Annotated in this window: 20 protein-coding genes and 2 tRNA genes; 9 read left to right on the top strand and 13 right to left on the bottom strand. The window is 58.4% G+C overall.

Annotated elements, in window-relative coordinates:
• Positions 1 to 22: 22 nt before the first annotated feature.
• The 9 genes from IEY47_RS13445 (at position 23) to IEY47_RS13485 (ending at position 14,107) form a co-directional block, all read left to right on the top strand.
• Positions 23 to 1,423, top strand: coding sequence for a sigma-54-dependent transcriptional regulator (locus tag IEY47_RS13445; RefSeq protein WP_188983773.1), 1,401 nt, complete (start codon positions 23 to 25; stop codon positions 1,421 to 1,423).
• Between the two features lie 747 nt (positions 1,424 to 2,170).
• Positions 2,171 to 3,559 (top strand): polynucleotide adenylyltransferase PcnB, encoded by a 1,389-nt coding sequence (locus IEY47_RS13450; protein WP_188983774.1) that lies wholly within the window; start codon positions 2,171 to 2,173, stop codon positions 3,557 to 3,559.
• Positions 3,556 to 4,062, top strand: coding sequence for a 2-amino-4-hydroxy-6-hydroxymethyldihydropteridine diphosphokinase (gene folK / locus IEY47_RS13455; RefSeq protein ID WP_188983775.1), 507 nt, complete (start codon positions 3,556 to 3,558; stop codon positions 4,060 to 4,062). The genes IEY47_RS13450 and folK overlap by 4 nt, the downstream gene beginning before the upstream one ends.
• Before the next feature lie 166 nt (positions 4,063 to 4,228).
• Positions 4,229 to 5,029 (top strand): 3-methyl-2-oxobutanoate hydroxymethyltransferase, encoded by an 801-nt coding sequence (panB, locus tag IEY47_RS13460; protein ID WP_188983776.1) that lies wholly within the window; start codon positions 4,229 to 4,231, stop codon positions 5,027 to 5,029.
• Positions 5,026 to 5,877, top strand: coding sequence for a pantoate--beta-alanine ligase (panC, locus tag IEY47_RS13465; protein ID WP_188983777.1), 852 nt, complete (start codon positions 5,026 to 5,028; stop codon positions 5,875 to 5,877). Before panB ends, panC begins: the two co-directional genes overlap by 4 nt.
• A 237-nt stretch (positions 5,878 to 6,114) precedes the next feature.
• A complete protein-coding gene (gene pgi, locus IEY47_RS13470; protein WP_188983778.1) occupies positions 6,115 to 7,779 on the top strand; it encodes a glucose-6-phosphate isomerase in 1,665 nt (554 codons plus the stop codon).
• A 487-nt stretch (positions 7,780 to 8,266) separates the two neighbouring features.
• Positions 8,267 to 10,198 (top strand): acetate--CoA ligase, encoded by a 1,932-nt coding sequence (gene acs / locus IEY47_RS13475; RefSeq protein ID WP_188983779.1) that lies wholly within the window; start codon positions 8,267 to 8,269, stop codon positions 10,196 to 10,198.
• Between the two features lie 64 nt (positions 10,199 to 10,262).
• Positions 10,263 to 11,165: an oxygenase MpaB family protein gene (locus IEY47_RS13480; RefSeq protein WP_188983780.1), complete on the top strand. Its 903-nt coding sequence runs from the start codon at positions 10,263 to 10,265 to the stop codon at positions 11,163 to 11,165.
• 56 nt (positions 11,166 to 11,221) lie between these two features.
• Positions 11,222 to 14,107: a DUF748 domain-containing protein gene (locus IEY47_RS13485; protein ID WP_188983781.1), complete on the top strand. Its 2,886-nt coding sequence runs from the start codon at positions 11,222 to 11,224 to the stop codon at positions 14,105 to 14,107.
• Positions 14,108 to 14,184: 77 nt separating this feature from the next.
• Here IEY47_RS13485 and IEY47_RS13490 read toward each other — a convergent pair whose 3' ends face one another.
• From IEY47_RS13490 to glmM, 13 genes are all read right to left on the bottom strand, one after another.
• Positions 14,185 to 14,556 carry a BON domain-containing protein gene (locus IEY47_RS13490; protein WP_188984019.1) on the bottom strand — a complete coding sequence of 124 codons (372 nt, stop codon included), beginning with the start codon at positions 14,554 to 14,556 and terminating at the stop codon, positions 14,185 to 14,187.
• A gap of 243 nt (positions 14,557 to 14,799) precedes the next feature.
• Positions 14,800 to 16,908, bottom strand: a complete 2,109-nt coding sequence (gene pnp / locus IEY47_RS13495) for a polyribonucleotide nucleotidyltransferase (RefSeq protein ID WP_188983782.1) — start codon at positions 16,906 to 16,908, stop codon at positions 14,800 to 14,802.
• Positions 16,909 to 17,124: 216 nt separating this feature from the next.
• Positions 17,125 to 17,394 carry a 30S ribosomal protein S15 gene (rpsO, locus tag IEY47_RS13500; RefSeq protein ID WP_188983783.1) on the bottom strand — a complete coding sequence of 90 codons (270 nt, stop codon included), beginning with the start codon at positions 17,392 to 17,394 and terminating at the stop codon, positions 17,125 to 17,127.
• 115 nt (positions 17,395 to 17,509) lie between these two features.
• Positions 17,510 to 18,427, bottom strand: coding sequence for a tRNA pseudouridine(55) synthase TruB (gene truB, locus IEY47_RS13505; RefSeq protein ID WP_188983784.1), 918 nt, complete (start codon positions 18,425 to 18,427; stop codon positions 17,510 to 17,512).
• Between the two features lie 2 nt (positions 18,428 to 18,429).
• On the bottom strand, positions 18,430 to 18,804 hold the full coding sequence (gene rbfA / locus IEY47_RS13510) for a 30S ribosome-binding factor RbfA (protein WP_188983785.1): 375 nt from the start codon (positions 18,802 to 18,804) through the stop codon (positions 18,430 to 18,432).
• A gap of 108 nt (positions 18,805 to 18,912) precedes the next feature.
• Entirely contained in the window at positions 18,913 to 21,474 is a 2,562-nt protein-coding gene (infB, locus tag IEY47_RS13515; protein ID WP_188983786.1) for a translation initiation factor IF-2, read from the bottom strand.
• A gap of 27 nt (positions 21,475 to 21,501) precedes the next feature.
• A complete protein-coding gene (nusA, locus tag IEY47_RS13520; RefSeq protein WP_188983787.1) occupies positions 21,502 to 22,983 on the bottom strand; it encodes a transcription termination factor NusA in 1,482 nt (493 codons plus the stop codon).
• Positions 22,984 to 23,028: 45 nt separating this feature from the next.
• A complete protein-coding gene (rimP, locus tag IEY47_RS13525; protein ID WP_188983788.1) occupies positions 23,029 to 23,487 on the bottom strand; it encodes a ribosome maturation factor RimP in 459 nt (152 codons plus the stop codon).
• 127 nt (positions 23,488 to 23,614) lie between these two features.
• Positions 23,615 to 23,691 (bottom strand) — tRNA-Met (locus tag IEY47_RS13530).
• Positions 23,692 to 23,787: 96 nt separating this feature from the next.
• Positions 23,788 to 23,873 (bottom strand) — tRNA-Leu (locus IEY47_RS13535).
• 8 nt (positions 23,874 to 23,881) lie between these two features.
• Positions 23,882 to 24,265 carry a preprotein translocase subunit SecG gene (gene secG, locus IEY47_RS13540; RefSeq protein ID WP_188983789.1) on the bottom strand — a complete coding sequence of 128 codons (384 nt, stop codon included), beginning with the start codon at positions 24,263 to 24,265 and terminating at the stop codon, positions 23,882 to 23,884.
• Positions 24,265 to 25,023, bottom strand: a complete 759-nt coding sequence (gene tpiA, locus IEY47_RS13545) for a triose-phosphate isomerase (protein ID WP_188983790.1) — start codon at positions 25,021 to 25,023, stop codon at positions 24,265 to 24,267. Before tpiA ends, secG begins: the two co-directional genes overlap by 1 nt.
• A 66-nt stretch (positions 25,024 to 25,089) precedes the next feature.
• Positions 25,090 to 26,427 carry a phosphoglucosamine mutase gene (gene glmM, locus IEY47_RS13550; protein WP_188983791.1) on the bottom strand — a complete coding sequence of 446 codons (1,338 nt, stop codon included), beginning with the start codon at positions 26,425 to 26,427 and terminating at the stop codon, positions 25,090 to 25,092.
• Between the last annotated feature and the right edge of the window lie 8 nt (positions 26,428 to 26,435).

Genomic DNA, 26,435 nt, shown 5'->3' on the forward strand with positions numbered 1-26,435 from the left:
ATCGTCGAGAGAGCCTGTTTACATGCCACACATCCTGATCGTCGAAGACGAAAGCATCATCCGCACCGCCTTGCGCCGACTGCTCGAGCGCAATCAGTACGAAGTCAGCGAAGCCGGCTCCATTCCGGAAGCGCAAGAACGCTACACCCTTTCGAGTTTCGACCTCATCATCAGCGACCTGCGCCTTCCAGGCCCGCCGGGCACCGAGCTCATCGGCCTGGCTGAAGGCAAACCGGTACTGATCATGACGAGCTACGCCAGCCTGCGCTCGGCGGTAGACTCGATGAAAATGGGCGCGGTGGACTACATCGCCAAGCCATTCGATCACGACGAAATGCTCCAGGCCGTCGCCCGGATCCTACGCATGCGCGCAGCGGCAGCGGAAACCCGTCCGCCAACTGAATCGCCCAGCGCTGATGCCAGCGATCAGGACGACATCGGCATCATTGGTCGCTGCGCACCGATGCTGGATCTGTTCGGCAAGATTCGTAAGGTCGCGCCCACCGACTCGACCGTGCTTATCCAAGGCGAATCGGGAACCGGCAAGGAACTGGTCGCTCGTGCCCTGCATAACCTTTCGCGACGTGCAAAGGCGCCCCTGATCTCGGTCAACTGCGCCGCGATCCCGGAAACCCTCATCGAATCCGAGCTGTTTGGCCATGAAAAAGGCGCATTCACCGGCGCCAGCGCGGCCAGAGCAGGCCTGGTCGAGGCCGCGGACGGCGGCACGCTCTTTCTCGATGAAATCGGCGAGCTGCCTCTGGAGGCGCAGGCACGTCTGCTTCGCGTACTCCAGGAAGGGGAAATCCGTCGCGTGGGTTCGGTGCAATCGCAAAAGGTCAACGTACGGTTGATCGCGGCTACGCACCGCGATCTGAAAACCCTCTCGAAAACCGGGCAATTCCGCGAAGACCTGTATTACCGCCTCAATGTCATCGCCCTGCGGCTGCCGGCGCTACGCGAGCGCGGCAGTGATGTGAACGAAATCGCCCACGCCTTTTTGGCGCGCCAATGTTCGACCATGGGCGTGTCGACGCTGCGTTTTTCTCATGATGCTGAGCAGGCGATCCGTCATTACAGCTGGCCTGGCAATGTGCGTGAGCTGGAGAATGCCGTGGAACGGGCGGTCATCTTGTCAGAAGGTCCGGAGATTCCGGCGGATCTGCTGGGGATCGACATTGAGCTCGAAGGATTGGATGACGACGGCTTCGACGATGTCCCGGGCGCCCAGGCGGCCGACGATGCAGCGCTTGAGCCGACGGAGGATCTGTCGCTCGAGGACTATTTCCAACATTTCGTACTCGAACACCAAGACCACATGACGGAAACCGAACTGGCACGCAAGCTTGGTATCAGTCGGAAATGCCTCTGGGAGCGGCGCCAACGGCTCGGGATCCCGCGTCGTAAAGCGAGTACGGTCTGACACATCTGTTACGGCGCAGCGCGCGCGTAACGCAAAACCGGGGTGGACGGTAACGTTTCCCCGGTTTTTTTACGCCGCAAGGCTGCACAGTTTTTCATAAGCTTTTGTTTATAAAGGATATTCTAAAACTGGCACACGCCCTGCTTTACTGAACCGTACAACAACAATAAAAACGGCCACCCACAATAAGAACGATATATACGGCTCCGCATAACAACGATAAAAAGCAGAGACGCAGCTAACTGATTCTTTTGAAGAACGTTGTCACGGGCACGCCTGCAACCGGTTAAGAACAACAAAACTGCCTTGAAGGCAGCGGCGCTCGGTTGGATCTACAGGTCATGGCAAAAACGGCGATCAAAGCAATCCGTTTGCTACTCGCTCCCAAATCGGGAGCGCTGGCTGAAAAACAAAAACGACAGGCCAGCAGTACGATATTCGTACACTTTCAACATCTAGGGGAGCTTCGGCTCCCCTTTGTTCTTTTGACAGCTAGCGCTACCGCGTTCATCATCCGCCGGTCAACCTTAGAACATGCTCATGATCTTGCCGGGCGATCACGCAACGCCACGATCGAACGGTTCCAATCGAATTCGGCACACGAATTTCGAAAGATCGCTGGCAAGCCTCGCTATTTCCACGCAAACGGGGCCACCTGCCGCAAGTCATGAACAGATTCCGAGACTTTCGCGCCCCTAAAGCCATTACCATCGGCCACGGCGATTTCCCGGTCACAAGTCCAATCCAATGCTGAAAAAGCTGTTCCAGTCCCTCCGTTTTCCAAGGCGTCCGGCCAATGCCGTTCGCACCACGCCCCAAGTTCTGAATAAAAGTCAGCACGCACTGACGCGAGCGCAAATCAGCCGCCATGCGGTCAGCGTCGTCGAGCGCTTGCAGAAAGCCGGTTATGACGCTTATGCCGTCGGTGGATGCGTACGCGATCTACTGTTGGGGCTCTCGCCCAAGGATTACGATGTCGCCACCAACGCCACGCCTGAACAGGTACGTGCCGAGTTTCGTAATGCGCGCGTGATCGGCCGCCGCTTCAAGCTCGTGCACGTGCACTTCGGCCGCGAGATCATCGAAGTCGCCACCTTCCGCAGCCATCATCCGCAAGGCGATGATGACGAGGGTAACGCGCTCGCCTCTCAGCACGAGAGCGGCCGTATCTTGCGGGACAACATCTACGGAACGCTGGAAGACGATGCGCAGCGTCGCGACTTCACCATCAACGCGCTGTATTTTGACCCGAGCAGCGAACGTATCCTCGATTACGCGAATGGCATGCCAGACATTCGTAATCGCCTGATCCGGCTGATCGGCATGCCAGAGCGACGTTACCAGGAAGATCCCGTTCGGATGCTACGAGCGGTACGTTTCGCCGCCAAGCTCGACTTCGAAATCGAACGGCATACCGCCGAGCCGATCGCCGAACTGGCGCCCCTGCTGGAAGACATCCCGTCACCGCGCCTTTTCGACGAAGTGCTCAAGCTGATGCTTGGCGGCAACGCCGAGCGCACCTACGAACTGTTGCTGGAATACGAGCTGTTCGAGCCGCTCTTCCCGGTCACCGCCCGTGCGATGGAGCAAAACCCCGACTACACCGATGCACTCGTGCGCCACGCGCTGGCCAACACGGATGAGCGGATCCGGCTCGGCAAACCGGTAACGCCCGCGTTCCTATTTGCCGCCCTGCTCTGGCCTGCGCTGCCTGGGCGTGCCTTGCAACTGCAGGATCGCGGCATGCCGCCGCTGCCCGCATTGCAGGAAGCTGCGCATGAATTGATCGTCGAGCAGTGCCGGCGCACCGCCGTCCCCAAGCGTTTCACCATTCCCGTACGGGAAATCTGGGATATGCAGGAGCGACTGCCCCGCCGGCACGGCAAGCGCGCCGATATGCTGCTGGAGAATCCGCGCTTTCGCGCCGGCTACGACTTCCTGTTGCTGCGTGAACAAGCGGGAGAACGCACCAACGGTCTTGGCGATTGGTGGACACGCTACCAGGACGCCAGCGATACCGAACGGCGCGGCATGATCCGTCAATTGAGCAATAACGACAGCGCAGCGCCTGTTAAGAAGAAGCGTCGGGGTGGACGCCGACGCGGGCCGCGTACGGACCGGCCGAGCGGCGAATGAGTACGACGGTGTTCATCGGCCTGGGGAGCAACCTGCAAGACCCGGCCGCACAACTGCGCGAGGCGCTGGCCGCGCTCGCCGCGTTACCGCAGACCACGCTCACCCTGGTGTCCTCGCTTTACAGCAGCGATCCCCTCGGCCCCGCCGACCAGCCGCGGTACGTCAATGCTGTCGCCGCGCTGGACACAACGCTCGAGCCGCTCGATCTGCTCGACAGGCTCCAGCAGATCGAGCAGGAACAGGGCCGGGTCCGCAAGGCTGAACGATGGGGACCGCGCACGCTTGACCTCGACATTCTGCTCGTCGGCGATACCGCGATCGAGCATCCGCGCCTCAAGGTGCCGCACTATCATATGCATGCGCGCGCGTTCGTTCTTTACCCTTTGGCCGAGATCGCCCCACACCTGATATTGCCTGACGGCCGTTCCTTGCAAGAACTCTTGGCGAGCTGCCCTCGCGAAAGCCTCGAAGTCCTGGCGCCGGCGCCCTTGGTAACGCGGTAACACCCTCGTAACGCTACGAATTGACTTCGTTACTGACGATCAGGACTATAGGCCTCCCTTTACAAGAGCCGATGCCAAAATCGGCATGACCAGGTCATAACGGATCGCCGAACGTCTGATATCTATCTAGACGCGCAACCGCTATGCACCTGTAGCGAGGACCGAAATGCCTGCCAAGACCCTGACCACGCTGCAGAAGCTCAAGGACAAGGGCGAGAAGATCGCCATGCTCACGTGTTATGACGCAACCCTGGCCCATGCCTGCGAAGAGGCCGGCATCGATGTGCTCCTCATCGGAGACTCCCTGGGCATGGTCCTACAGGGACATGACAGCACCTTGCCAGTGACCGTGAGCGATATCGCCTACCACACGGCTTGCGTCAAACGCGGCGCTCCTGGTGCACTGATTGTTGCCGACCTTCCCTTCATGGCATACGCCACCCTCGAACAGACGTTCACAAGCGCCGCCCAGCTGATGCGGGCCGGTGCACATCTGGTCAAGATCGAGGGCGCCGCCTGGCTCGCCGAATCCATCCGGCAATTGGCGGAGCGCGGTGCGCCGGTTTGCGCTCACTTGGGGCTGACCCCGCAGGCCGTGAACGTACTAGGCGGTTACAAGGTACAGGGCCGTGGCGATGAGCAGGCCCGTCAGCTATTGGAAGATTGTGTGGCCGTGGCCGAAGCAGGCGCGGCGATGCTGGTGCTCGAATGCGTACCCAGCGAATTGGCCGCGCGGATTACCCAGGCCGTCTCGGTGCCCGTGATCGGCATAGGCGCTGGCCCCGATACCGATGGCCAGGTGCTCGTGATCCACGACATGCTCGGTTTGTCGCTATCAGGCCGGACTGCGAAGTTCGTTCGCAACTTCATGCAAGGCGAGGGAAACATCCAGGCAGCATTGCGTGCCTATGTCAAAGCCGTGAAGAACAGGGAATTCCCTGCGCCTGAGCATGGATTCTCCGCATGATCCTCGTCGAAACGGTGGGTGAGCTGCGCAACCATGTCGCGCGTGCACGGCAGGCCGGGCAACGTATCGGCTTCGTTCCAACCATGGGCAATCTTCACGCCGGCCATATCGCCCTCGTGCACCGGGCGCACGAATTGAGCGACTTTGTGGTCGCCAGCATCTTCGTCAATCCGATGCAGTTCGCTCCGACCGAAGACTTGGACAAATACCCGCGTACGCTCACCGAGGACCGCGAGAAACTCACAGCAGCGGCATGCGATGTACTGTTCCTACCTAGCGTCCGTGAGATGTATCCGCACGGCATGGACGGCCAGACGCGCGTGACGGTTCCCGGCGTGTCGGAAGGCCTTTGTGGCGCCAGCCGGCCTGGCCACTTCGAAGGGGTGGCTACCGTTGTCAGCAAGCTGTTCAACATGGTCCAGCCCGACGTCGCCGTGTTTGGCGAAAAGGATTTCCAACAGTTGGCCGTCATTCGCAAGATGGTGGCCGACCTCAACCTTCCTATCGATATCGAAGGCCTGCCAACCGTTCGCGCGGAGGACGCGCTGGCCTTGTCGTCGCGCAACGGCTACCTCGGCGCCGAACAGCGCGCTAAGGCGCCGGAGCTCTACCGCCACCTGCGCAGGCTTGCGGATGCGATACAAGCTGGCGCGCGGGACTACGCAGATCAGCTCGGTCGCGAGTCGGCCGCACTGGAAGAGGCAGGCTTCAAGGTGGATTATCTGGAACTTCGTGAGCCGGCCACGTTGAAACCCGCCACCGCAGACGATCGCCACCTGATTCTTCTCGTGGCGGCCTACCTTGGCCAAACGCGCTTGATCGATAACCTGGCATTCGATGTGAACTGATAGCCTTCTTCACGCGCGGCGGCAGGCATTGGATGTACCGCCCCGCGCATGGACGTTCACGCGATGTCCGATAGGCAAACGATGCGAAATGAATGACGCTCGTCGTCGGAACCGCTTGATCTTTTTGGGCTCGAATACTCGCGACTGTGCCTGGCCACGCCTTCGCACGGCCACGCGGCATCCATTCAGGACGAGCCAAGGGCATACAGACAGTTAAAGAAAGGAAGCCGACCCGCCATGGCGTACTATCAGAACCCGATCGATGTCACTACCCTTCCCTCCTGGAAGGCCCTCTCCGAACACCGACTGGAGATGCAGCGCTTCAGCATGCGCGAAGCGTTCGCAACGGATGAAAAGCGTTTCGACAAGTATTCGTTCACTACGTCCGGCCTGTTTCTCGACTACTCCAAGAACCTGATCAACGACCAGACGTTGTCGCTGCTCTACAGCCTGGCGCGCGAAAGTGGGCTGGAACAAGCGATCCATGCGTTGCTCGAAGGCGAGTTCGTCAATTCCTCCGAACATCGCCCTGCGCTGCACACCGCACTGCGCCGTCCGCTGGGTGACCGCTTGCCCGTCAACGGCCAGGACATCATGCCCGAGGTTCATCGGGTGATCGGCCAGATGACAGATATCGTTGGGCGTATCCACACCAATCAATGGCGCGGTTACAACGACAAGACCATCACCGATGTCGTGAACATTGGCATTGGCGGTTCCTTCCTGGGTCCGCAGCTGGTCTCCGAAGCGTTGCTCCCCTTCACGCAGAACGGTGTGCGCTGTCACTATCTGGCGAACATCGATGGCAGTGAATTCCGTGAAGTCACCGCCAAACTGAACGTCGAAACGACGCTGTTCATCATTTCCAGCAAGACGTTCGGCACCCTCGAAACGTTGAAGAATGCCCAGGCCGCACGCGCCTGGTACCTGGCCCGCGGTGGTACCGAAGAGAAGCTTTACCGCCACTTCATTGCGGTAACCAGCAATATCAAAGCCGCCGTCGAATTCGGCATTCGTGAGAAGAATGTGTTCCCAATGTGGGACTGGGTTGGCGGTCGTTACTCGCTGTGGTCGGCAATCGGTCTGCCCACCGCGCTGGCCATCGGCATGTCCAACTTCAAGGAGCTGCTGTCCGGCGGTTACGCCATGGACCAACACTTCCGCAACGCGCCCTTCGAAGAAAACATGCCGGTCCTGCTGGCGATGCTGGGTGTCTGGTATGCGAACTTCTGGGGCGCGCAAACGCACGCATTCCTGCCGTACGACCACTACCTCCGCAACTTCGTGAAGCACCTGCAGCAACTGGACATGGAATCCAACGGCAAATCGGTGCGCCAAGACGGTACCCCCGTCTCGACCGCTACCGGCCCGGTTATCTGGGGTGGCGTCGGCTGTAACGGCCAGCACGCCTATCACCAGCTGTTGCACCAAGGCTCACTGATGATTCCTTCGGACTTCATCGTCCCCGTCACGAGCTACAACCCGGTGGCGGACCATCATCAGTGGCTGTACGCCAACTGTCTGTCCCAAAGCCAGGCAATGATGCTCGGCAAGACGCGCGAAGAGGCCGAAGCCGAGCTGCGCGCCAAAGGTATGAGCGAGGACGAGGTACAGCGGCTGGCGGCCCACAAGGTCATCCCAGGCAACCGTCCGAGCAACACCCTGGTGGTCGAACGTATCGATCCACGCCGCCTCGGCGCACTCGTGGCGTTGTACGAACACAAGGTGTTCGTACAGAGCGTCATTTGGGGTATCAACGCGTTCGATCAGTGGGGCGTCGAGCTGGGCAAGGAACTGGGTAAAACCGTCTACCAGCAGATGACCGGCCATGATCAACTGCCCGCAGACGACGCCTCTACGCAAGGTCTCATCGACTACTTCCGCAGCCGTCATCGCGGTTGATCCCCTTCGCACCGCGCCGACCCGGCGCGGTGCGTTACCTCTCCTCGGCATGCCGCAACGGCTTCACCTATGTGCTACTGAACGCTTTGGTCGCAATCCGCTCTAGCAGGCAAGACGCACTACCGATACCGCATCTAATACCGCTTTCGCGGCCAAGGCCGCTCCTACACTAAAGCGTGCCGCCTCGTGGTTCCGGAACCAGCATCCGCTGCCTGTAGGGGCGACTTCAGTCGTCTTCACCGCTAACACAGATCGCCGGGCGGTCGTCCCGACGCAGATACGATGCCGCAATGACGTTGCATACCGTCTTTCTGTAGGAGCGGCCTTGGCCGCGAAAGCGAATGTGGACTCGAGACATTAGGTGAGCCATCGCACCTCTTCCGCCGAACCCGCAACCGAAAATCAGGCCTAACCCGGTAACGCTCCTTCGCCAGTAACGCTATTCCACAACGCCGGCGAACCTATCCACAACAACAAGGAGTCCGCCATGACCGACACCTATCCCGTTCCTGATGCCGTGCGCACGCACGCCCACTTGGATGACGACGGCTATCAACGCCTCTATCGTCAATCGATCGAACAGCCCGACCAGTTCTGGGCCGAACAGGCCAAGCAGTTTCTCGAATGGTCGAAGCCATGGGACCAAGTGCACAGCAGCGATCTGAAGCGCGGCGAGGCTAAGTGGTTCGAGGGAGGCTTGCTCAACGTCTCGGCGAATTGCATCGATCGCCACTTGGCGACCCGTGGCGATCAGGTGGCCATCATCTGGGAAGGTGATAACCCTGACGACACCCAGAGAATCACCTATCGCCAATTACACGAGCACGTTTGCCGGCTGGCGAATGTGTTGAAGTCCCGCGGCGTGGCGAAGGGCGATCGAGTCTGCATCTACATGCCTATGATTCCGGAGGCGGCCTACGCCATGCTGGCCTGCGCGAGGATTGGCGCAGTTCACTCCGTTGTCTTCGGCGGTTTTTCACCCGATGCCCTGCGCGACCGTATTCAAGACGCCGACTGCCACACCGTGATCACCGCAGACGAAGGCATCCGCGGCGGCAAACACATACCGCTCAAACAGAATGTGGACAACGCGCTGGACAGCTGCCCGGGCGTTTCCACGGTCATCGTGGTTGAACGCACTGGTGCTGACGTCAATTGGGTAGAAGGGCGCGATTTGCGCTACGGCGACGCTACCCGGCAAGCATCGCCCGATTGCGCCGCCGAGCCCATGGCGGCCGAGGATCCACTGTTCATTCTTTACACTTCGGGCAGCACCGGCAAACCCAAGGGCGTGCTACACACCACGGGTGGCTACTTGCTTGGCGCCGCGATGACTTTCAAGTACGTATTCGACTATCACGACGGTGAGGTCTATTGGTGCACCGCCGATGTCGGCTGGGTGACCGGCCATAGCTACATCGTCTACGGCCCCCTCGCGAATGGTGCCACGACCCTGATGTTCGAAGGCGTTCCCAGCTATCCCGATGCTTCCCGCTTCTGGCAAGTGATCGACAAGCATCAGGTCAACATCTTCTACACGGCACCCACGGCGTTGAGAGCGCTCATGCGCGAGGGTGACGAGCCGGTCAAAACGTCGTCACGCCAAAGCCTTCGCCTGCTGGGAACCGTCGGCGAACCGATCAACCCGGAAGCCTGGGAATGGTACTACCGGGTCGTCGGCGATAGCCGTTGCCCCGTGGTCGACACGTGGTGGCAGACCGAAACGGGCAGCATCCTCATCACTCCGCTTCCAGGCGCCACCGCACTCAAACCCGGCTCGGCCTCCCGGCCCTTCTTTGGTATCCAGCCCGTGCTGCTGGATGAAAAAGGTAAGGAAATCACCGGGCCAGGCGCCGGCGTACTGGCGATCAAGGCCAGTTGGCCAAGCCAGATCCGCAGCGTTTACGGCGACCACAAGCGCATGGTGGAAACCTATTTCACTGCCTATCCGGGCTATTACTTCACGGGCGACGGCGCGCGCCGTGACGAAGACGGTTACTACTGGATCACCGGCCGCGTGGACGACGTCATCAATGTTTCCGGCCACCGCATCGGCACTGCCGAAGTGGAAAGCGCGTTGGCCTTGCACGATATCGTCGCTGAAGCCGCGGTCGTAGGTTGCCCGCATGACGTGAAGGGTCAATGCGTCTACGCCTTCGTCACGCTCATGCACGGTCAGGAGCCAAGCGAGGAATTGCGCCAGGAGCTCAATCGCATGGTCAGCCAGGAAATCGGCTCGTTCGCCCGGCCCGACTACCTGCAGTGGGCACCAGGACTTCCCAAGACGCGTTCCGGCAAGATCATGCGCCGCATCCTGCGCAAGATCGCCTGCAACGAGATCGACAGCCTGGGCGATACGTCGACACTGGCCGATCCGAGTGTGGTGGAAAATCTGATCGCGGAGCGGCAAAACCGCTAAGCTCGCTGCATTTCGACGCATCATCAGCCGGCACACGCCGGCTGTTTTTTGGAAGACAGGATTTATGGAGTGGGCACGTCAGCGCATCGAGCGCGAAGTAATAGGCCTAACAGGCTTGTCGTTGAAAGGCGTCGACTTCGAAGCCCCAAAGGGTGACCCCGGGCTATTCGGCCCGCAGGCCGTGTGCTGGCGGGTTCATGGTGACTTCACATCGATGATGGTTGGCGGAATCTCCGCGCTGATGCTGCAAATGCTTCACCCGGCAGCGCTGGCCGGCGTATGGGATCACTCCAATTTTCGTGAAGACATGCTGGGACGCCTGCGTCGCACCGGGCAGTTCATCGCAGGTACGACATTCGGTCCTCGCCAGGACGCGGAAGGCCTCATCGCGCGTGTCAAAGCGATTCACGACCAGGTTTCAGGCGTCACCGCCTACGGCGTTCCCTACTCTGCCAATGATCCCCATCTTCTGACGTGGGTTCACATCGCCGAGGTATGGAATTTCCTCCAGGCGCATCTGCGCTATCTCAACCCTCATCTTTCACTGCAGGATCAGGACACCTATTTTGCCGAGACCGCGACTATCGCCGAGCGTCTGGGCGCGGAAAATGTGCCGCACTCAAAAGCCGAGGCGGTTGCATTTATCGAAGCGATAAGGCCTGAGCTGCGCTTCGACGACCGTACCGGGGAGGTATTGAGCGTTCTCTTCGGCGCGCCTGCACCTCGTGCGATCGTGAAACCCTTTGGGCGGTTGATGACACGTGCGGGAGTCGATTTGCTACCCGACTGGGCAAGACAGCAATTGGAGTTACGACAGTTGCCGGGCGAGAAGCTGCTTGTCCGTACCGGCGTCAATTGCATTGCGCCGCTGCTGAGATGGGCTGTCCGCAATGGTTCTTCACATCGGGCTCATCGGAGATTGGGGCTTACGCCACCGAAAGCGGGCACGACCACGCAAGGACCATAGGAACCGAAGCGGCGTTCCGCACTCCAAGCCATCATTTCACTCGGAAGCCGCTACAGATGCCTCGTAAAGCGAAGCGCACCGCGCTCATCACGTTGGCCGTTCTAGCCGGATATTCGGTCTTAGGATTTTTTCTCGTACCAGTGATCGCTCGCCACGTTATCAACGGGCAGCTCGAGACCTATGCCACCGTGCCGGCTAGCCTTGAACGGGTCAGATTTAATCCATTCAGCCTCGAAGTCACCCTTTTCGACTTGAAGATTGGCGAACCCGGCATCGAACAGATCGCTTTTCAGCGCCTGTACACCAATCTCGAAATCGATAGCATCTGGAAAGGCGCGGTGCACCTTTCACGACTCGAACTCGAACAGCCAGTCCTGGATGTTCGGTTCGACAAGAGCGGCAATCTGAACCTGGCGCAGCTGTTCGATGTTCCACCTTCCGAAGCGAGCGAAGAGCCGAAGAACGATAGCCTTTTCCCTCTCATCGTTGACGAGCTGTCTATCCAGCGCGGTGATTTGAAGTTCGCGGACGCCCGCCCGAGCGATCCTGTCACCCTCAACTACACCCCGATCGACCTGGAACTACAGAACCTCAACACGTCACCGGAACAGAGTACTGACATGAGGCTGACCGCTTCGGAGCCAGGCGGCGGGCGATTGGAATGGACTGGGAGCTTCGAGCCGGTACCGATTCGGTCGAGCGGCCAATTGTCGGTTTCGGATTTCGACCTCGCATCAATATGGCCGTACATCAAGGACGCAGTACCACTCACTCTGAATCAGGGACAGCTCAGTGCATCCACGCATTACTCCCTCGATCTCGCGGAAACGACGCAACTGATCCTCAACCGATTCGCATTGAACACGCCCATTCCACTCTCCGTTGATCGCGCGGACGGCAAGCCACTGATCCGGATCAAGCAACTGGAGATAGGCGAAGGCCAGCTGGATCTGACCCAGCGCAGCGTCGCCCTTAAACGCCTGCACAGCGAGGGCTTGGAAACCTGGGCAGCGCGTGAAGAGGATGGTCGCCTTGATTGGCAAACACTGTTCTCAGGCGACAGCACCCCGACCGAGACGAGTACCGAGCCTGCGGGAACAGACGAGCCAGCCCAGCCCTGGCGAGCTCAGGCTGAGCAAATACAGCTGCGCGATTACCGTATCCACCTTACAGATCGTGTACCGCAACCCGAAGTGGCACTGGAGCTCGGCCCACTGAACGTGGACGTCGAAGGCTTCGATACAGCGCCCGACGCTTCTTTCGCTCTCAAGCTGGACACCGCGATAGGTGAGCAGGGGTCACTGTCGGCAGCGGGGAATATCCAACTCGAACCGATGACCGCGAAGCTCCAGGTTGAAACGAAGGATATCGACCTGCGCGTAGCGCAGTCCTACATCACACCCTATGCGCGCGTGGAGTTGCGAGCCGGGCGCTTGTCGAGCGCTACAAGCGTCGAATTGAGCGCTATCGAGCCGCTGGCACTGAACGTTACCGGTCGAGCCACGATCGACCAGCTGCATACCGTGGATACAGATCACGAACGGGACCTGGTCAAGTGGCAAAAGCTCGACCTGGAAGATATTGCCTATGAGCACGGCAAACGCCTGTCCATTGAGCGCGTTGGGCTGGAGCAGCCCTATACACGCTTCGTGATCAACGAAAATCTCACCACAAACTTCAGTGACCTGCTGGTACCTCAGGCCGGCAACACCGATGGGGAAGACGGCACGGAAACCAGCGATCCGCTGGCCATCCATATCGGCAAGGTGGACATCGCCGATGGCTCAGCAAACTTTGCCGATTTCTCTCTGCGGCCACCATTCGTGACCGCGATGCAGAGCCTGAACGGCAGCATCGGCACATTGGATAACGCGAGCAAAACGCCCGCGAACGTCACTATCAAAGGCAACGTCGATCGTTACGCGCCGGTGAGCATCACCGGCGAACTGACGCCGTTCGATCCAATGCAAAAGCTCGACATCAGGACGAGCTTCAATCAAGTGGAACTCACGACGCTGACGCCCTACTCCAGCAAGTTTGCGGGGTATCGCATTCGCAAGGGGCGACTTGACCTCGATCTGCATTACCGCATCGACGACAGCCGGTTGAACGCGGACAACCACGTCACTCTCGATCAGCTGGAGCTTGGCGAGCGCGTAGAAAGCCCCGACGCAGTCGACCTGCCCATCCGCCTGGCGATCGCACTGCTCAAGGACAGTAACGGTCGCATCGATATCGCCTTGCCGGTACAGGGCGACTTGGACAACCCGCAGTTCGACGTCATGCCCGTGGTCTGGCAGACACTGCGAAACCTCGTTCTGCGCGCGGCGCAAGCTCCCTTCAAGTTCATGGCCGGGCTGGTCAGCGGCGCTGGCGATCAGGATCTCAGTGTGGTTGGCTTCGCGGCGGGCTCCAGCGAGCTGAATGACAACGCTCGCTCAGCGCTCGACCTTTTGGCTCGCGCCCTGGCCGAGCGCCCGGCATTGAGGATCGAAGTGGAAGGCACGAGTTCACCTGCTGCCGACGGCCCGCTGCTCGCGCAGGAGCGGCTGGAGCGGGAGTACCAGGAGGTCTACTTCCGAATCCTTCAGCGTCGTGGCGACACTGTGCCGGCAAAAGCCGAAGCGCTGCAGGTGCCCGAAGAGGACAAACCCGCGCTGCTGGCCGGCATCTACCGTCAGCGCCTCAAACAGCAGCCACCTGAGGCATGGAATGAGTTGCCCGACGAGGAACGCACGCGGAACATGCGCTCCGAGGTGCTCGCATCGTGGCAAGACAGCGAGCCATTACGGCGCCTGCTTGCGCAGCAACGTGCTGAACAGATCAAGGAATATCTGGTAAGCCAGAGGCTTGCAGCCGATCGTATTTACCTTATTGATGTAAGTAACGACGACGCAAAGAACGGCCAAGTGAATACCCGGTTGCAACTGGGTGCCATGTAGTCGCCAGACATATTTTGAGCTGTACAAAAAAGCCGCTCATTCGAGCGGCTTTTTCTTAACGCTGGTAGACGATCCGATTACTCGGTCGACTTCAGGCCATCCGCGGAAACCTCGCGAACACCTTTGATTGATTTTGCTTTCTCAACAGCCAAGTCACGTTCGGCATCGGAAGGTACTGCACCCGACAAGGACACGACGCCCTTATTGGTTTCAACCTTGATGTCCATACCGCTGATGGAATCATCGGCCAGGAAGGCGGATTTCACCTTGCCGGTGATCCAGGTATCGGAGACCGCTTCTTCTGCGTTGTCGACAGTGTTGGCAGCGAGAACCATAGGTTGAGCCCCGTTTGCGCGCGTGCTGTCCGCATGAGCGGCATTGGCCAAGGAAAGGCTCAGGGCGGCGGCAGCAACAGCGGCAAAAGTCCACTTTTCAAAGGGCGTCTTCATACTCATTACTCCATTTCTTCTGAGGATCGCGTGCTATTAGCACACGCTTGAGAGTAATGGTTGCATTCGACATGCCAACATCAAACACAATAAAATTGTGTTTAAAATCAGATAGTTAAAAATAATTCTCTTAGTACGGTTATTGCAGTTTGCACGTAACGCCTATCTCGGCGTTGCATCCTGCACGCCATCAAATTAGCCTCAAAAAAAGGGCCCGAAGGCCCTTTTTTTCTACCAAACGCCTTAGGCGCCCGAATTTTCCGCTGCAGCGACGTCCTTGATGGAAAGCTTGATGCGACCGCGGTTGTCCACGTCCAGTACCAATACCTTCACTTCTTCGCCTTCCTTCAGCACGTCGGTGACTTTCTCGATCCGCTGATCGCTGATCTGAGAAATGTGCACCAAGCCATCTTTGCCCGGCAGAATGTTCACGAAGGCGCCGAAGTCGACAATACGCTCAACCTTGCCCACGTAAATCTTGCCGATTTCCGCCTCAGCTGTGATGCCCAGCACGCGCTGCTTGGCCGCTTCAGCTGCTTCTTTGGTTTCGCCGAAGATCTTGATGGAACCATCGTCTTCGATGTCGATGGACGCTTTGGTCTCTTCGCAGATCGAACGAATGGTCGCGCCACCTTTACCGATGACGTCACGAATCTTGTCTTGATCGATCTTCATCGAAATCATGGTCGGTGCATTGGCGGACAGTTCGCTACGCGACGTCGCAATGACCTGGTTCATCTGGCCAAGGATGTTCAGGCGCGCTTCCAGCGCCTGACCCAGCGCGATTTCCATGATCTCTTCGGTGATGCCCTGGATCTTGATGTCCATCTGCAGAGCGGTAACGCCTTTCGCGGTACCGGCAACCTTGAAGTCCATGTCGCCGAGGTGGTCTTCGTCACCGAGGATGTCGGTCAGGACTGCAAATTTCTCGCCTTCCTTAACCAGGCCCATGGCGATACCGGCAACCGGCGCCTTCATCGGCACGCCCGCGTCCATCAGTGCCAGCGAAGCACCGCACACAGATGCCATGGAGCTGGAGCCGTTGGATTCGGTGATCTCGGAAACCACACGAATGGTGTACGGGAATTCGTCAGCGCTCGGCAGCATGGCGGCGACGCCACGACGCGCCAGACGGCCGTGACCGATTTCGCGGCGCCCCGTAGCACCCATACGACCGCACTCGCCTACCGAGTAGGGAGGGAAGTTGTAGTGCAGCATGAAGGGGTCTTTCTTCTCGCCTTCGAGCGTGTCGAGCAGCTGTGCATCACGCGCCGTACCAAGGGTGGCAACGACCAGCGCCTGCGTTTCGCCACGCGTGAACAGTGCCGAGCCATGGGTCTTGCCAAGTACGCCGACTTCGATGTTCAGCGGGCGAACGGTACGGGTGTCACGACCATCGATACGCGGCATACCGTTGACGATGTTCTCGCGAACGGTGCGGTATTCCAGCAGGCCGAACGCATCCTTGACCGCGCCAGCCGAAGGCTGACCTTCTTCATCACCGGAGAAACGTGCGACGACCTGATCACGCAACTCGCCCAGACGCGCGTAGCGGTCCTGCTTGATGGTGATGGTGTAGGCCTCGGAGATCGCAGCGCCGAACTCGCCCTTGATGGCGGTCAGCAGTGCAGTGTCTTCTGCGGCAGGCGCCCAGTCCCAAGTCGGCTTGCCGGCTTCTGCGGCGAATTCCTTGATCGCGCTGATGACGGCCTGGAACTCCTGGTGAGCGAACAACACGCCGCCCAGCATTTGATCTTCAGTCAGCTCTTGCGCTTCCGACTCGACCATCAGCACCGCTTCTTCGGTACCGGCAACGACCATGTCCAGGCTCGAAGCCTTGAGCTGCTCGTACGTCGGATTCAGCAGATAGCCGGTGCTTTCGTGGAAACCAACGCGCGCAGCGCCGATGGGGCCATCGAATGGGATGCCGGATATGGCCAGTGCCGCGGAGGTACCGATCATGGCAGCAACGTCCGGATCGGTTTTCTTGCTCGTGGAAACCACGGTGCAGATGACCTGGACTTCGTTGAAGAAGCCTTCAGGGAAAAGCGGACGGATCGGGCGGTCGATCAGGCGAGAAGTGAGGGTTTCCTTCTCAGAAGGACGCGCTTCGCGCTTAAAGAAACCGCCTGGAATCTTGCCAGCTGCGTACGTTTTTTCCTGGTAGTGGACCGAGAGGGGGAAGAAGCCCTTGGTTGGATCAGCGGACTTGGCGCCGACCACGGTAACGAGGACGGTCACGTCGTCATCGACGCTGACCAGCACGGCACCAGAAGCCTGACGCGCGACGCGGCCAGTTTCCAGCGTGACGGTCGACTGACCGAATTGGAATTTCTTGATTACCGGATTCACGGATATTCCTTCTCTTTGTTGCCTTTGGGGAAATAGGTGGAAAGCTCGGGAGTCGGACCCGACGCATTCCGCTGATGATCACGACCTACTTTGCAGCATTCTGCACAGGTCATCGTGAACACCTCTTTAAGAATCGAAAACGGAAAAAAAGAAGCTGGAAGCAAGAGCGATCTCCTACTTCCAGCTTCCATTTCCCGCTTCGGACTCTAGCGCGTCTTAGCGACGCAGACCCAGACGACCGATCAGGGTGCTGTAACGCGTGGTGTCCTTACCCTTCAGGTAGTCCAGCAGCTTACGACGCTGGTTTACCATACGGATCAGACCGCGGCGGGAGTGGTGGTCCTTGCCGTTGGCCTTGAAGTGACCTTGCAGCTTGTTGATGTTGAAGGTCAACAGTGCAACTTGCACTTCAGGAGAACCGGTGTCGCCTTCAGCTTGCTTGTAGTCGTTAACGATCTGGGCTTTTTCTTCAACGCTCAGTGCCATGGTGGGCTCCTTGAGTGAACAGGCCGGGACAAATCCCGTGTTTTAAAAGGAGGTATGACCGTGCCTGCTGACAGCCACCCTCGTTACAGCCGAATCAAGTGAATCCAGGACTCACTCATTCCGACCGAATCAGTCGACGCGGAGCGATCTGCCCGTCGTCATCCACCTCACCGATACCGATAAAGCGGTTCGTATGATCCTGAACGCGCACCTTGCCGAACTTGGGCGCGTTTGGTGCCCGTACCGGCTGGCCGTGTAGCCAATAATACGCGCTATGCTCGGACAGCTGGACCAGCGGCCAATGTTCCAAACCACTGTCCACAGGAAGCAGGAAACGATCGAGCGCTTCATTGCCACCTTGAGCGTGCGCTTCTTCGAGCTCCTCGAGGCTAATGGCCTGCACGAGCCCGAAAGGACCTGCCTGGGTCCGACGCAACGCCGCAACATGCGCACCGCATCCCAGCAACTGTCCAATATCTTCGACCAACGTACGCACGTAGGTGCCTTTGCTACACGAAACTGCCAGGCGCGCATCGTCGCCTTCGAGGCCGAGCAATTCCAGGCGCGCAATATTAACAGAACGCGGCTCGCGCTCCACTACTTCTCCCGCACGCGCCAATTTGTAAAGCGGTTGGCCGTCGCGCTTGAGCGCCGAATACATGGGCGGAATTTGCTGAATGTCACCGTGAAACCGCGGTAGAACATCAGTGATGGCCTCGGCGCTGGTCTCCACCGGCTTGCGTTCGAGAACGTCCCCTTCCGCATCACCTGTGGTCGTAGTGACGCCCAGGCGCATGATCGTTTCGTAACCCTTGTCAGCGTCAAGCAGGTACTGCGAAAACTTCGTCGCTTCGCCGAAGCAAAGCGGCAATACGCCAGTGGCGAGGGGGTCGAGGCTACCTGTATGCCCCGCTTTTTCCGCGTTCAGCAACCAGCGAACCTTTTGCAGTGCGGCGTTCGAAGAAAAGCCCTTAGGCTTGTCCAGCACCAGAATTCCGTCGACTTTGCGTCTGATTCGTTTAACTTGGGCCACGCTCAATCCTCGTGCTTGCGATCTTCGGTGACCGCCCGCTCGATGAGCGCAGACAGTTCGGCGCCTCGCCGAATGCTTGCGTCATAAACGAACTGCAGCTGCGGCACGGTTCGCAGCTTCATGGCTTTGCCCAATTGCATACGCAAGAAGCCAGCCGCTTCCTTGAGGATGTCGAGGTTCTGCTTGATCTCGTCCGGGGAATCCTTCCCCATTACCGTGGTATAGACGCGGGCATGTGAGAGGTCCCGCGTGACGTCAACCGCGGTGATGGTCACGAGCCCGAGACGCGGGTCCTTGATTTCACGCTGGATCAGCAGTGCCAGCTCGCGCTGCATCTGATCGCCGATACGTTGTGTACGACTGTATTGCTTGGCCATAGATACCGCCTTGGGCTGCCGGCCGCAGCCATTGATTCACATGCCACAAAGAGAAACGGCAAGCACCCGACAGAGTCCGGGGCTTGCCGTTCAGCCTTGCGATACCGCTTAGAGCGTACGCGCGACCTGTACCTTCTCGAAAACTTCGATCTTGTCGCCGGCCTTGACGTCGTTGTAGCTCTTCACGCCGATACCGCACTCCATGCCGTTACGCACTTCAGCGACGTCGTCTTTGAAGCGACGCAGGGATTCCAGTTCGCCTTCGAAGATAACGACATCGTCGCGAAGAACACGGATCGGACGGTTACGGAAGACCGTACCTTCGATGACCATGCAACCGGCGATCGCACCGAATTTCGGCGAGCGGAACACATCGCGTACTTCGGCAACACCAAGGATATTCTCCCGGACGTCGCTGCCCAACATACCGGACAACGCTTTCTTGACGTCTTCGATGATGTCGTAGATGACGTTGTAGTAACGCAAGTCCAAGCCTTCCTGCTCGACGATCTTGCGCGCACCGGCATCGGCCCGCACGTTGAAGCCGAACACGACTGCATTGGACGCCAGTGCGAGATTGGCATCGCTCTCGGTGATACCACCAACACCGCCACCCACTACGCGAACCTGTACTTCTTCGTTGCCCAGGTCAGCCAGTGCACCTTGCAGCGCTTCCAACGAACCGCGGACATCGGACTTGAGTACGATGTTGAGCGTCTTGACCTCGTCCTGTCCCATGCTCTCGAAGATGTTCTCGAGTTTGGCGGAATGCTGACGAGCCAGCTTGACCTCGCGGAACTTGCCCTGACGGAACAAAGCCACTTCGCGTGCTTTCTTCTCGTCGGCAACGACGGTCATTTCATCGCCAGCGTCCGGCGTGCCATCCAGGCCAAGGATCTCGACCGGGATCGACGGGCCGGCTTCCTTAACAGGCTTACCGTTTTCGTCGAGCATTGCGCGAACGCGGCCGTAGTTGACGCCGACCAGGACCATGTCGCCTTGGCGCAGCGTACCGTCCTGAACCAAGACCGTCGCGACAGGGCCACGACCTTTGTCGAGACGAGATTCAACGACCACGCCGCGTCCAGGTGCCTCAGGACGTGCAGTCAGCTCGAGTACTTCAGCTTGCAGGAGGACGGCTTCGAGCAGCTCATCCACGCCGGTACCTGCTTTCGCGGAAACCGGTACGAACTGCGTATCACCGCCCCACTCTTCCGGAATCACGTCACGGCCCGCAAGGTCATTCTTGATGCGGTCGAGATCAGCTTCCGGCTTATCGATCTTGTTGACCGCAACCACGATAGGCACACCAGCAGCCTTGGCATGCTGTACGGCTTCTTCGGTCTGCGGCATGACGCCATCGTCTGCGGCAACGACCAGGATCACGATATCGGTCGCCTTCGCACCCCGTGCACGCATTGCCGTAAACGCAGCGTGGCCGGGGGTATCGAGGAACGTCACCATCCCACGATCGGTTTGTACGTGATAGGCACCGATGTGCTGCGTGATCCCGCCTGCTTCGCCAGCAGCGACTTTCGCGCGACGGATATAGTCGAGCAGCGACGTCTTACCGTGGTCGACGTGACCCATGACGGTCACGACTGGCGCACGATGGATCGCCTCGCCTTCGTACTTGAGCGACTCGGCAAGCTGTTCTTCGAGCGCATTCTCGCTGACCAACTTGACCTTGTGCCCCAGCTCTTCGGCGATGAGTTGCGCCGTTTCCCGATCGAGCACCTGGTTGATGGTGACGGGTGTCCCCATCTTGAACATGAACTTGACGACTTCCGCGCCCTTAATGGACATCTGGGCGGCAAGTTCTGCCACGGTGATGGTTTCACCGATATTGACTTCGCGAACGATCGGACCAGTCGGGCTCTGGAAGCCATGCTGGTTACGTTTCTTGAGCTTCGCCTTTCCGCGCCCACCACGACGACCGAAGCCTTCGCGATCGTCGTCACCCGACGTGGTGCGAGGACCTACGCGAGAGGTCATGCCCTTGTCCTTCAAGGAAGGCCGGTGCTGAGCATGCTTGCGATCGCGACGGTCATCGTCATCACGCGTTTTCTCGACGCGCCGTGGCGGCTCATCTTTCTTGCGCTCAGGCGCAGGGCTAGCGACCGGAGCCACGTCGGCTACAGGCGCTGCAGTCGGCGCAACGGGCACATCTTGTTCGACCGATGGACTCTGATCGGCCGCACTTGCGGTCGATGCAGCCGTCGCTTGAACGGCTTTCGCTGCCTCAGCTTCCGCTTTCTTGCGACGCGCCTCTTCTTCTGCAGCTATACGCTTGGCTTCCGCGTCGATCGTCGAACGAGACGCTTCCTCGGCGGCGCGCTGCTCTTCCAGTTCGCGCTGCTTTTCAGCCTCGAGTTCGTCGGGGCTGCGCTTGACGTAGGTCTTTTTCTTCCGGACTTCGACATTGATCGTCTTGCTGCCGGCAACACGCAACGTAGTGGTGGTTTTGCGCTGCAACGTAATCTTGCGCGGCTCTTCCACACGCTCTCCATGGCTACCTTTGAGGTGAGCCAGAAGCGCTTGTTTCTCGTTGTCGGTTACCACCTGATCAGCTTTGGTGTGCGGCAGTCCCGCCTCGCGCATCTGTAGCAGCAGGCGTTCCACCGGCGTATCGACCACACTGGCCAGTTCTTTCACCGTGACTTGCGTCATGCATTCCTCTCCTCAGGCCGCAACTTCTTACTCGAACCAATGGGCTCGGGCGGCCATGATCAATTTGCCAGCACGCTCTTCAGTCATGCCTTTGATCTCGAGCAGGTCGTCGATCGACTGCTCTGCCAGGTCTTCTCGGGTAATAACGCCGCGCATAGCGAGTTCGAGAGCGAGGTCTTTTTCCATGCCCTCGAGCTCGACAAGATCGTCCGCAGGTTGAGCGTCAGCGAGCTTTTCTTCAGTGGCGATTGCTTTGGTCAGCAACCGATCTTTAGCGCGGGAGCGCAGCTCATTGACGATCTCTTCGTCAAACCCGTCTATGTTGAGCATTTCCTCCATTGGCACGTAGGCAATCTCTTCGAGGCTGGTAAAGCCTTCCTCGACCAGAACCTGTGCCAACTCTTCATCGACCTCGAGCTCATCGATGAATGTCTGAAGGATGTCACCCGTTTCAGCTTGCTGTTTTGCCTGAATGTCCTTCTCGGTCATCACGTTGAGCGTCCAACCGGTCAGCTGGCTCGCCAAGCGGACGTTCTGACCGCCCCGGCCAATGGCCTGAGCGAGGTTGTCCTCGCCAACAGCAATGTCCATCGCGTGAGCATCCTCGTCGACGATAATCGCGACAACTTCAGCAGGCGCCATCGCGTTGATCACGAACTGTGCGACGTTGTCGTCCCAGAGAACGATATCGACACGCTCACCACCTAGCTCGCCGGATACTGCCTGGACGCGTGATCCGCGCATACCGATGCAGGCACCTTGAGGGTCGATGCGCTTGTCTTTCGAGCGCACGGCGATCTTGGCGCGCGATCCCGGATCACGCGAGGCCGCCATGACCTCGATCAGGCCTTCCGCGATTTCAGGCACTTCGATCCGGAACAGCTCGATCAGCATTTCCGGCGCGGTGCGCGACAGAATGAGCTGTGGCCCACGGTTTTCAGTACGAATTTCCTTGAGCAGCGCCCTCAGGCGCGCGCCGACCCGAAATGTTTCGCGCGGGATGATCTGGTCGCGAGCCAACAGCGCTTCCGCGTTATTGCCAAGATCGACGATCACGTTGTCGCGAGTCACTTTCTTCACGGTGCCGAAAATGATGTCGCCCAGCTTGTTGCGGTAGGCTTCGACCACTTGGGCGCGCTCGGCTTCGCGCACTTTCTGCACGATGACTTGCTTGGCCGTTTGCGCGGCGATACGACCGAACTCGATCGACTCGATCTTTTCTTCGATTACGTCACCGGCTTTGGCGCCTGGCTTTTGCTCCTGAACGTCTTCTACCGTCAACTCGGAAGCTGGATTCTGGAAATCTTCGTCTTCAACGATGTTCCAGACGCGATACGTATCGTAATTACCGGTGATACGGTTTATCTCGACCCGAAGCTCGACTTCGTCGTCGTAACGTTTTTTTGTGGCGGTCGCTAACGCCAGTTCCAGCGCTTCAAAAATAACGCCAGCCGGTACACCCTTTTCATTGGAGACCGATTCAACAACCAGCAGTACTTCTTTACTCATGTACGCCTCGCCTTTCGCAATCCATTTGGCCCGCGGACCCGTGGCTCAATCAAAACGGGGAATGATATTGGCCTTGTCGATCAGATCGATCGGTAGCAGATATTCGTGTTCCTCTACACGAATAACGACATCCTGATCCTCAACGCCCTGAAGAAGACCCTGGAAATTGCGTCGACCCTCAAAAGGAGCGCGCAGTTTGATCTTCACTTGTTCACCAACATGGGCCGCATACTGTTCGACGGTAAACAGTGGCCGGTCCATACCCGGTGAAGAAACTTCTAGCGTGTACTCACTACTGATCGGATCCTCGACATCGAGTACACCGCTGATTTGACGACTCACTTTTTCGCAATCGTCAACGAGGATCCCATCGGGATGATCGATATAAATACGCAAAAGCGAGTGCCGGCCCTGGGAAATGAATTCGACTCCCCAGCATTGATAGCCAAGCGCTTCTACGACAGGGCCCAAAAGGGCCTGCAACTGTTCTAGCTTGCTCGACACCTGAGCCCTCTCTTGCGTGCGATACAAATAAAAAATGGGCAACACGCCCATCCCTGATTACAGCCATATCGAAACGGCATGAACTGTCCAGCTAATAAAAAGCCCCTGAACAGGGGCCTTTTATATGTGGTTGCGGGGGCTGGATTTGAACCAACGACCTTCGGGTTATGAGCCCGACGAGCTACCAAACTGCTCCACCCCGCGTCAAAGCTGGTGCCGGATTATAAGGCGTCACCGCGTGACGGGTCAACCTGACATCCGAAAACAAGAAAGCCCGCAAAGCGGGCCGTCTTGTGTTTATGGTACCGAGGAGGGGACTCGAACCCCTACAGCCTATGGCCACTACCACCTCAAGGTAGCGTGTCTACCAATTCCACCACCTCGGCAAAACACCTTACTTCTGCTCTTGCACCCCAGGAACGTCGCCTGCTTCAGCAGGAGATTGAGGCTTTTCAAGAACAGGCACATCGTCGTTAGGAGCAGACTGCTGAGGTGCCTGAATGGCAGCCGGAGCAGGAAGACCTACACCACTAAGTGCTTCAGCCTTTTCTTTAGCAAAATACGCTAACCCAAGGCTGGTCAAGAAAAAAAGCGCGGCAAGTATACCAGTAAAACGACTCAGAAAGGTAGCAGAACCTTGTCCACCAAATACCGTTGCAGAACCACCTGCACCGAAAGACGCGCCCGCATCTGCGCCTTTACCTTGCTGAATTAACACCAGACCCACTACGGCCAGTGCTACCAACAAATGAACAACGATTACGATCGTCTCAACCATCACTTACGTCCAGCGGCGCGGATAATCGCACCGAACTCATCCGCATTCAAGGAAGCCCCGCCTACGAGCGCACCATCAATATCCGGCATCTCGAAAAGCTCGGCCGCGTTGGCAGCTTTAACGCTACCGCCGTACAGCAGACGAATAGACGAGCCAATCTGGCCATCCTCACTCGACAGCTGATCGCGAATCGCCGCATGAACAGCCTGAGCCTGTTCTGGCGTCGCAGTAAGACCAGTGCCAATCGCCCAAACCGGCTCATACGCAATTACCGCCTGCGCAAAAGCACCAATACCCAACTCTCGAATCACATTGCCCAACTGATCGGCAATGACCTCGAGCGTCTTACCCGCTTCGCGCTGTTCCAGGGTTTCCCCTACGCACAACACCGGGGTCAGTCCATAAGACTGCGCCGCATAAAACTTGCGACTGATCACATGATCATCTTCCTGGAACAGCTGCCGACGCTCCGAATGGCCTACCAGCACCATCCGGCATTGCGAATCAGCGAGCTGCGCCGCGGATATTTCACCCGTGAACGCGCCTTGCTGCGCCTCGACCGAACAATTTTGAGCACCGACAAGCACTTGCACGCTCTCGATAGCAGAAATCACTCGCTCGATATGAAGCGCTACAGGGAGCACCGCAACATCAACACCTGGCACAACTTCAAGCTTTAGAAGCCCTTGCACCAACTCATCTACCGATGCGCGAGTGCCGTGCATTTTCCAATTGCCTGCGACCAGTGGACGACGCATGCAGTGTCCTCATCGATCAAAGTGGGTGCGGATATTACCCAAGCCTTTTCAGGCTGACAAGCAAAATCAAGCACATACCTCTTTAACGATGCCCGCCAGCTCCTCGGCGTAACCCCGCACGCGCGCTTCGTCGGAACCTTCGACCATCACACGCACCAGCGGCTCGGTACCGGATTTACGCAAAAGCACCCGGCCCTGCCCGCCCATCTGCGCGGTAACTCGGTCACACGCCTCTTTGACAGCCGGATGCTCTACCGGATCAACCCCCCCGGCGAAACGCACGTTCACCAACACCTGCGGCATCTTCCTGACCCCGCGACGTGCGGCTGCCAAGTGTTGCTTGCTGCGCTGCAACGCCATCAATACTTGAAGCGCCGCAACCGTGGCGTCGCCAGTTGTGACGTATTGCCCACAAACGATGTGCCCAGAGTTTTCGCCTCCTAGTCGCCAATCATTTGCCTGCAGCTCGGCCATGACGTAGCGGTCACCGACCTTCGCCCGCACGAACGGAATATCCAGGTCCGCCAGCGCCAACTCGAGCCCCAGGTTGCTCATCAGGGTTCCGACGACGCCGCCCTGTAATTTTTGCCGCTGACTAAGATCGCGAGCAATAATGTAAAGCAGCTCGTCCCCGTCCACTGCGGCCCCCGTATGATCGACCATCAACACCCGATCACCATCGCCATCGAATGCGATACCCAGGTCAGCCGACTCCGCCACCACTGCAGCCTGTAAAGCCGCAAGATGGGTCGAGCCGCATTGATCGTTGATATTCAACCCGTCGGGCTGTGCAGCCAAGGTGACGACGCGTGCGCCCAACTCCTTGAAGACGTTTGGGGCAATCTTGTAAGTCGCACCATGCGCGCAATCGACGACTATTTTCAGGCCAGCGAAGCTCGTTCCGGCGGGGACCGTACTCTTGCAGAATTCGATGTAGCGGCCAGCGGCATCGTTGATGCGCGACACCTTACCGAGCTTGACCGATTCGACGACGGTCATCGGCGCATCGATCAGCTCCTCGATCATTAGCTCAATCTCATCCGGAAGCTTAGTGCCCTGAGCCGAAAAGAACTTGATTCCGTTATCGTAGTGAGGATTGTGCGAAGCACTAATCACAATGCCCGCGTCCGCATGGAATGTGCGCGTGAGATAAGCGATTGCTGGTGTTGGCATCGGCCCAAGCAGCATGACATCCGCCCCTGCCGCCGAGAGTCCCGCCTCCAAGGCAGACTCGAACATGTACCCAGAAATACGCGTGTCCTTGCCGACTAATACACGGCATGCACCCTGCTTTCGGAAAGCCATACCCGCGGCCCAGCCAAGGCGGAGCATAAAGTCAGGCGTAATAGGAAACTGTCCGACGCGCCCACGAATGCCATCGGTACCGAAATATTTTCTACTCATTGGAGCTC

The organism is Pseudomonas matsuisoli (assembly GCF_014647635.1).
Taxonomy (GTDB): domain Bacteria; phylum Pseudomonadota; class Gammaproteobacteria; order Pseudomonadales; family Pseudomonadaceae; genus Pseudomonas_P; species Pseudomonas_P matsuisoli.

What these genes read in the sequence shown, in the direction of transcription:
- IEY47_RS13480 (WP_188983780.1), top strand. Translation starts at nt 10,263, where the DNA reads ATGGAGTGGGCACGTCAGCGCATCGAGCGCGAAGTAATAGGCCTAACA.
- infB (WP_188983786.1), bottom strand. Translation starts at nt 21,474, where the DNA reads ATGACGCAAGTCACGGTGAAAGAACTGGCCAGTGTGGTCGATACGCCG.
- rbfA (WP_188983785.1), bottom strand. Translation starts at nt 18,804, where the DNA reads ATGGCCAAGCAATACAGTCGTACACAACGTATCGGCGATCAGATGCAG.
- IEY47_RS13445 (WP_188983773.1), top strand. Translation starts at nt 23, where the DNA reads ATGCCACACATCCTGATCGTCGAAGACGAAAGCATCATCCGCACCGCC.
- rpsO (WP_188983783.1), bottom strand. Translation starts at nt 17,394, where the DNA reads ATGGCACTGAGCGTTGAAGAAAAAGCCCAGATCGTTAACGACTACAAG.
- IEY47_RS13485 (WP_188983781.1), top strand. Translation starts at nt 11,222, where the DNA reads ATGCCTCGTAAAGCGAAGCGCACCGCGCTCATCACGTTGGCCGTTCTA.
- IEY47_RS13490 (WP_188984019.1), bottom strand. Translation starts at nt 14,556, where the DNA reads ATGAAGACGCCCTTTGAAAAGTGGACTTTTGCCGCTGTTGCTGCCGCC.
- acs (WP_188983779.1), top strand. Translation starts at nt 8,267, where the DNA reads ATGACCGACACCTATCCCGTTCCTGATGCCGTGCGCACGCACGCCCAC.
- panC (WP_188983777.1), top strand. Translation starts at nt 5,026, where the DNA reads ATGATCCTCGTCGAAACGGTGGGTGAGCTGCGCAACCATGTCGCGCGT.
- IEY47_RS13450 (WP_188983774.1), top strand. Translation starts at nt 2,171, where the DNA reads ATGCTGAAAAAGCTGTTCCAGTCCCTCCGTTTTCCAAGGCGTCCGGCC.
- folK (WP_188983775.1), top strand. Translation starts at nt 3,556, where the DNA reads ATGAGTACGACGGTGTTCATCGGCCTGGGGAGCAACCTGCAAGACCCG.
- glmM (WP_188983791.1), bottom strand. Translation starts at nt 26,427, where the DNA reads ATGAGTAGAAAATATTTCGGTACCGATGGCATTCGTGGGCGCGTCGGA.
- panB (WP_188983776.1), top strand. Translation starts at nt 4,229, where the DNA reads ATGCCTGCCAAGACCCTGACCACGCTGCAGAAGCTCAAGGACAAGGGC.
- tpiA (WP_188983790.1), bottom strand. Translation starts at nt 25,023, where the DNA reads ATGCGTCGTCCACTGGTCGCAGGCAATTGGAAAATGCACGGCACTCGC.
- pgi (WP_188983778.1), top strand. Translation starts at nt 6,115, where the DNA reads ATGGCGTACTATCAGAACCCGATCGATGTCACTACCCTTCCCTCCTGG.
- secG (WP_188983789.1), bottom strand. Translation starts at nt 24,265, where the DNA reads ATGGTTGAGACGATCGTAATCGTTGTTCATTTGTTGGTAGCACTGGCC.
- nusA (WP_188983787.1), bottom strand. Translation starts at nt 22,983, where the DNA reads ATGAGTAAAGAAGTACTGCTGGTTGTTGAATCGGTCTCCAATGAAAAG.